Consider the following 6,110-nt stretch of genomic DNA (forward strand, 5'->3'; position numbering starts at 1 on the left):
CACCAACGTTTCGCCGACCTAGTCGTCGGCGGACTGGACTTGCTCATCGAGGACAGATTTGGCGATGCGAAAGGAATCGAGACCGGCGGGCATGCCGCAATAGACCGCAACCTGCAGGAAAATTTCCGTCAGTTCCGCAGGCGAGATGCCGTTGTTCAATGCGCCGATGACATGCGTCCGCAGTTCGTGAGGACGATTGAGCGCCGAGATCATTCCCAGATTCAGCAATGAGCGATCGCGGTGGGACAGCCCCGGTCGGTTCCAGATCTCGTTCCAGCAGTATTCAGTGGTAAGCTTCTGGATCGGAAAATTGAACTCGGAGATCGAACTGATCGACTTGCTGACGTAGTCGTCCCCGAGAACGCTGCGACGCGTTTCCAGGCCCTTTTCGAATTTCTCGCCAAGCAGGCCGGCGTAAGGCTCGAGGGCAGCGTCTTGTTTTCTATCCATGTTCTTTTCCTATCGCAGAGAATTGTTTGGCTAAGGGGGATCAGGCTTTCGCGCGGCTATGAGCGCTGACATATTCGGCAATCCGCGTATGGTCGGCATCGCCTCCCAATGCCTCCACGGCCTCCGCCCACAAACGCTCCATCCGCTGCAAGAGATCGAGATCAAGACCGAGATCACGCGAGAGGTCAGCGGCGATCCCGATATCCTTCGCCATCAACCCGGCAGCGAACCCCGACCCGAAGGTTTCGGACAGGACGAAAGGCTTCATCTTCACCAAGGTCGCGTTGTTCTGCCCCGACGAACCGTTCAGAGCGTCCACCAGCGTGTCGCCCTCGACCCCGAAGGCGCGTGCGAGCTGCAACGCCTCGACCGCAGCGACAAGCCCCGACGCCGAGACAAAGTTGTTGATCGCCTTCACGGCGTGGCCACTGGCAATCGGCCCGCAGTGGATGACCTGGTTCCCCAGCACGTCGAGCATGGGCATGGCGCGGGACAGATCATCCTTGGCACCACCCGCCATGATAGTCAGATCACCGGAAACGGCACGCTTTACACCGCCCGAGACCGGCGCGTCGATCAAAGAGACCGTCTCGGGGAGAGCATCTGCCAGAGCACGTGTGTCGGCCGGTGCAGAAGAGGACATGTCCACGACAAGAACGCCGCGGCCTTCGATCTCCGACACAATCCTGTGCACGACATCCGCCACGACTTTACCGTTCGGAAGCATGGTGACGACGATGTCGGCCGACTGGACAGCATCGGTCGGACTGGTCGTGGCCCGACCTCCAACAGCCTCGAATGCCCCGCAGCCGGCCTCGGACGCATCAACGCCGATCACGTCGTACCCAGCATCCATTAGACGCTGTGCCATGGGCACGCCCATCTTTCCAAGCCCAACAAATGCTACCGTCTTGAGTTTGTTCAAAGTGCGTCTCCCTTCACCATGGGAAATGGATATCTCAGATTGTCAGACAATCTGTCAATATGATTATTACGAAAATTCGTTGCGCCCCACCAATAAAGAGCAAGCGCAGACCACCCCCTTCGCGCCCCAGCAGACACGGGCAGCACACGTAACCGCCTAGACACATCGGCGTTTTTTCCGATGATGAGGCGCCACTCACAGGTAAACTGCCGCAAGACCGCAGCGTGCCTGTGCCGGAACAACCCAAACCGCGATGCTTAGGAGGCTGCCTTGCCGGCTGGCGGTCCTTCTCCGACAACGACCCAGGTAAAATTAGCAAAGGATTGGGAGACCGCAGACCGGCAGCCGCCGCTTGATAGAACCGCACCCTGAATTCATTCCGATGCCGGCCGGGATACCGTTCAAGGAATGCGCATGTCACGGTGGCGATAGGGGAGAAATAACGGACAGATGAAACGCCCCCTCAGGCGAAATCCGTCTTGCTGGCGTCCGCTGAAGACTGTCAGTCCGAGTCGCAGCACGAGGAGTAGTCATATGACCAAGCAGCATAACGACGTGACCACGTGGGCGGAGCGCCGCCGGCGATGGTTCTAGGACCGGGAGATCAACTAGCACTACATCGCTCCCGGCAAGCCGATGCAGAACGGCTTCGTGGTGTCCTTCAACGGCAAGTTCAGGACGGAGCGCCTCAATGCGCACTGTTTCCTGACGCTTGACGACGCCCGCCCGAAGATGGAGGAATGGCGTAAGGACTACAGCAATGTCCGCCCGCACAGCGCAATCGGCAACAAGCCGTCTATATCGCTCATGAAAGGCTCATCGGCGCCGTCCGCCACCTGAGCCAGATACCCCGGAAGTTCCGGTTCGGGCCGATCCAAAGACGGGGGGCACGTCAGTGTTAATATGATTACATGGCTGTTTTTCGTTTTTTCGGAAACGTATTTTGCTGAGATAGGCGCAAAAATATTTCTCCTCAGATTCCTCATCTGAGGGTCGCAGGTTCGAATCCTGCCGGGATCACCATTATTCGAGTGCGAGAGACCTCCCCCGCACCCAACAAATCGTAACTTCCGTGGCGGTGAACCGCTACCGTCCGGAGGCGCTCAGCCGCAATAGGACAGCTTGTCCGGCTGGACCTTGAGCAGCGCCTCGCGCAGCTTTTCCAGAGCGCGGCTTTCGATCTGCCGCACGCGCTCCTTGGAGATGCCGAGCTTCTGCCCCAGCGCCTCCAGCGTCGCTCCATCCTCGGTGAGCCGGCGTTCGCGCACGATCCTGAGTTCCCGCTCGCTCAACACCCCGAGCGCGCTCTCCAACCAGCGGGCGCGCCGTTCGGTGTCGATCACCGCCCCCACGGTTTCCTCCGGCAGCGGCTCCTCCGATACCAGGAAGTCCTGCCGGTCGGCGCCCGAGCCATCGCTCTCCATCACCGGCACGTTCAAAGACGTATCGGGCCCGGAAAGGCGCGCGCTCATGGTCGCTACATCCGCCGCCTTCACCCCCATCACGTCGGCAATCTTGGCAACCAGTTCCGTCTCCGTGATCTGGGTGGTGCCGCTGGTCAGCTTGGCCCGCAGGCGGCGCAGGTTGAAAAACAGCGCCTTCTGCGTCGAGGAGGTTCCGCCGCGCACGATCGACCAGTTGCGCAGAATGTAGTCCTGGATCGAGGCGCGGATCCACCAGGTCGCATAGGTGGAAAAGCGCACCTCCCGCTCCGGCTCGAACCTCGAGGCGGCTTCCAGCAGACCAATATGCCCCTCCTGGATGAGATCGGCCATCGACAGGCCGAAGTTGCGATACTTGGCGGCGACGGCGATCACCAGGCGCATATGAGCCAGGCTCAGCCGGTCAAGGGCGGCCTGATCGTCCTCGTAGCGCCATTTCAGCGCCAGTTCGTGCTCTTCCTCGCGGCTCAGATAGGGCGCGTTCATCGCCGCCCGAACCAGCTGCCGACGGTCTCCTGAGAGGTAGCTCATGATGGGTTCCTCCGCGCGTTGCGCTCGGCAAGTCTACGTGGCGACCCGCCCTTCGGTTCACCGCACTCCGGTTCCCGCAAATCCTTTGGACAGGCTCGCCACCGTATGGCGGCCGCGCAACAACGCGCCGCCCGGATCCGGCTCCAGAACGAACATCCTCCGTTTCGGGAGGGGGAGGCCTCGCGAAACGGGGTGGCGCCAACCAGCGTCAAGGCAACCGGATCAACTCGTTGCCCCCACAATGCGCCCAACGCCCGATCAGCACCAATACAAGTTATCGTGTGCCGAAATCAGTTTTCCTGATCAGGAAGCCGGACATCATCATTTTCGTTCGCCCCAAGCCCACAAAAAAGCCCGGCGCGGAGGCCGGGCTTTTTCGAAAACGGAACGAAGTGGCGGATCAGGCGGCCTCTTCCTGTGCGCCATCGCCTTCGGCCTCGGCTGCGGGCTTGCGCCCCACGGACTTGGCCAGGTTCTGCTCGATCTGCCGAATCGCTTCGGTTTCCGAGCTCTTGTTGACCGCCGCGATCTCTCGCGACATCCGGTCGAGAGCCGCTTCATAGAGCTGCCGTTCGGAATAGGACTGCTCCGGCTGGCTCTCCGAACGATACAGATCGCGCACCACCTCGGCGATGGCGATCAGATCCCCGGAGTTGATCTTGGCCTCATACTCCTGGGCGCGGCGGCTCCACATGGTGCGCTTGATGCGCGGCCGGCCGCGAACGGTCTCCAACGACTTCTTGACCGCCGCTGCATCCGACAGCTTGCGCATGCCAACGGAGGCGATCTTGGCGACCGGCACCCGCAGCGTCATCTTGTCCTGTTCGAAATTGATCACCAGAAGTTCCAGGGCATAGCCTGCGACATTCTGCTCCTCGATTGCGGTGATCTGTCCAACCCCATGCGCCGGATAGACGATGTGCTCGCCCGTCTTGAATCCCTGTCTCTGCGCGGTTTTCTTTACAGTTGTCGCCATACGCTCTTGCTACTCCTGCGCAGTTGCGGTCCACCGGACCGAAAGGGGCGACCATCGACTTCGCCCCGCCTTACGGAGATGCGCGCGCTTGCCGGCATCTGGTTTCCCAGCGTCGCAAACGCCCGCTATTCGCTGATCAGCCGACCGAATACGCCCATCCCGAATTGGTCAGGAAGGAAAACCGCTTTCCCGCGCCGGAACGCCGAAACAGAAATGCGGCCATAAAAAAAACCTCCATCCGGAGGAGGAGACGAGCTTCACGTCAGCTATGTAGGAATACTATCACAAAAACTGTGGATTTCAAAATATCAACGCGAACGGGGGCGCGAACCGGACAGGAACCCGGTTGCAACGCCCCCCCGAAAATCCGCCGTTCCGGCGTCAATCGCCCGCGCCAGGCTCCGCCGAGAAGAACTTCTCGAACTTGCCGGGCTGCCCGTCCATGGCATCCGCGTCCGGCATCGGCTCCTTCTTGACCGTGATATTCGGCCATTTGGTCGCGTATTCGGTGTTGATCTCCAGCCACTTCTCAAGACCCGGCTCGGTATCGGGCTTGATCGCATCGGCCGGGCACTCCGGTTCGCACACACCGCAGTCGATGCATTCGTCAGGATGAATGACGAGCATGTTCTCGCCTTCATAGAAACAATCCACCGGGCACACTTCCACGCAGTCCGTGTACTTGCACTTGATGCAATTGTCCGTGACGATATAGGTCATCGTAATCCTTTCATCGGACCGCCGTCCAGGGAGGCCGCTCCCCACGCCAGCGCCGCATTCGCATCGCCTGAAGGATCCGCCGTCACCACCGCAAGGCCGGGAACCCGAGGGCACTGATCTCCTCTTGGAGACTGCCTAACGGGTTTACCGATGACCTTCAAGTTAGGAAATTGCTGCATATGGTAGCCGCAGGAGAAGATTTTCCTGCCTGATCCGGTGCGGCCGGGACCCACGCCCGGTCAGCCCTCGGGATCAGACCCGCCGGTCACCCCTCATCGGGGCCGCCGCCGCGCAGGCGATCCATCTGCCGCCGTGCCCGTTTGGTCGGCCGCCCGCTGCCCGGATCCCGCCGCTCCGGACCCGCCATGCGCGCGCCAGGCAGAACATCCCCGGCCGCTTTGCCCTCCGGAGACGATGTCTCGCCCGAAGCAGGATCGCCTTCCGGCGCCGGGGTCAGATCCTCATAAAGACGGCGCGCCTCCGGCGCCGGTCCCCGCCGCTCGCCCGGCGCCAGCACCTTCAGCACCAGCACCCGACGCGCCACGGCAATGGTCAGCACATCCCCCGGCCGCACGGGTTTGGCCGGCGCGGTCACCTTGTCCCGGTTCAGCCGGACATGGCCGCCGCCGACGAGCTTCTGCGCCAGGCTGCGCGACTTCACCACCCGCGCATACCACAGCCACTTGTCGATCCGCTGAACCGCGCCCGACAGGCTTTCCGGCTTTCCCTCGTCGTCGCTCATGCGCCTATCGTCCGCCGAAATCCGGCGCCCGGCCAGCCCGCCTCAAGTCTTGTCGCGGGGCTTCTTCTCCAGATCCGCCTTCAGCGCCGCAAGCTTGGCGAAGGGCGAATCAGGGTCGAGCGCCTGCTTGCGCGGTGCCGGAGCGGACTTGTGCGAAGCCCCCGGCTTGCCGCCGCCAGCGCCATCCCGGCGCTTGCCGCCATCGGCAAAGGAGCGCCCCTTGCCCTTCGGCTTGCCACCGGGGCGACGATCCGCCGCGCCCTCGCCGCTGCGCCCGCGACCACCGCGCCGGCCCTCACGCCGACCGGCCGCCGCCTCATCGCC

General features: G+C 62.0%; 7 protein-coding genes, 1 tRNA gene and 1 pseudogene. 2 read left to right on the forward strand and 7 right to left on the reverse strand.

Features of this window, described 5'->3' with window-relative positions:
• Positions 1-18: 18 nt before the first annotated feature.
• Positions 19-450 (reverse strand): carboxymuconolactone decarboxylase family protein, encoded by a 432-nt coding sequence (locus LC062_RS17770; RefSeq protein WP_224912357.1) that lies wholly within the window; start codon positions 448-450, stop codon positions 19-21.
• Between the two features lie 40 nt (positions 451-490).
• Positions 491-1,375 carry an NAD(P)-dependent oxidoreductase gene (locus tag LC062_RS17775; RefSeq protein ID WP_224912358.1) on the reverse strand — a complete coding sequence of 295 codons (885 nt, stop codon included), beginning with the start codon at positions 1,373-1,375 and terminating at the stop codon, positions 491-493.
• Between the two features lie 612 nt (positions 1,376-1,987).
• Here LC062_RS17775 and LC062_RS17780 point away from each other — a divergent pair.
• A pseudogene (locus LC062_RS17780) lies at positions 1,988-2,215 on the forward strand (integrase core domain-containing protein); the annotation flags it as partial.
• Positions 2,216-2,313: 98 nt separating this feature from the next.
• Positions 2,314-2,398: transfer RNA gene (locus tag LC062_RS17785), tRNA-OTHER, on the forward strand.
• Between the two features lie 80 nt (positions 2,399-2,478).
• Here the strand turns inward: LC062_RS17785 and LC062_RS17790 are convergent.
• From LC062_RS17790 to LC062_RS17810, 5 genes are all read right to left on the reverse strand, one after another.
• The gene (locus LC062_RS17790; RefSeq protein WP_224912359.1) at positions 2,479-3,348 is read right to left on the reverse strand and encodes an RNA polymerase factor sigma-32; all 870 of its coding nucleotides are present in this window, start codon (positions 3,346-3,348) and stop codon (positions 2,479-2,481) included.
• 400 nt (positions 3,349-3,748) lie between these two features.
• Positions 3,749-4,324: a CarD family transcriptional regulator gene (locus LC062_RS17795; RefSeq protein WP_224912360.1), complete on the reverse strand. Its 576-nt coding sequence runs from the start codon at positions 4,322-4,324 to the stop codon at positions 3,749-3,751.
• 381 nt (positions 4,325-4,705) lie between these two features.
• On the reverse strand, positions 4,706-5,044 hold the full coding sequence (gene fdxA, locus LC062_RS17800) for a ferredoxin FdxA (protein WP_224912361.1): 339 nt from the start codon (positions 5,042-5,044) through the stop codon (positions 4,706-4,708).
• A gap of 265 nt (positions 5,045-5,309) precedes the next feature.
• Positions 5,310-5,786: an RNA-binding S4 domain-containing protein gene (locus LC062_RS17805; protein WP_224912362.1), complete on the reverse strand. Its 477-nt coding sequence runs from the start codon at positions 5,784-5,786 to the stop codon at positions 5,310-5,312.
• A 42-nt stretch (positions 5,787-5,828) separates the two neighbouring features.
• The coding region (locus tag LC062_RS17810) for a hypothetical protein (RefSeq protein ID WP_224912363.1) at positions 5,829-6,110 on the reverse strand (282 nt) is incomplete at its 5' end.

Origin of the sequence: Stappia indica, from assembly GCF_020177335.1 — a bacterium.
GTDB classification, from domain to species: Bacteria; Pseudomonadota; Alphaproteobacteria; order Rhizobiales; family Stappiaceae; genus Stappia; species Stappia indica_B.

Coding starts and splice junctions, on each gene's coding strand:
- LC062_RS17790 (WP_224912359.1), bottom strand. CDS start 3,348: ATGAGCTACCTCTCAGGAGACCGTCGGCAGCTGGTTCGGGCGGCGATG.
- LC062_RS17805 (WP_224912362.1), bottom strand. CDS start 5,786: ATGAGCGACGACGAGGGAAAGCCGGAAAGCCTGTCGGGCGCGGTTCAG.
- LC062_RS17795 (WP_224912360.1), bottom strand. CDS start 4,324: ATGGCGACAACTGTAAAGAAAACCGCGCAGAGACAGGGATTCAAGACG.
- LC062_RS17770 (WP_224912357.1), bottom strand. CDS start 450: ATGGATAGAAAACAAGACGCTGCCCTCGAGCCTTACGCCGGCCTGCTT.
- fdxA (WP_224912361.1), bottom strand. CDS start 5,044: ATGACCTATATCGTCACGGACAATTGCATCAAGTGCAAGTACACGGAC.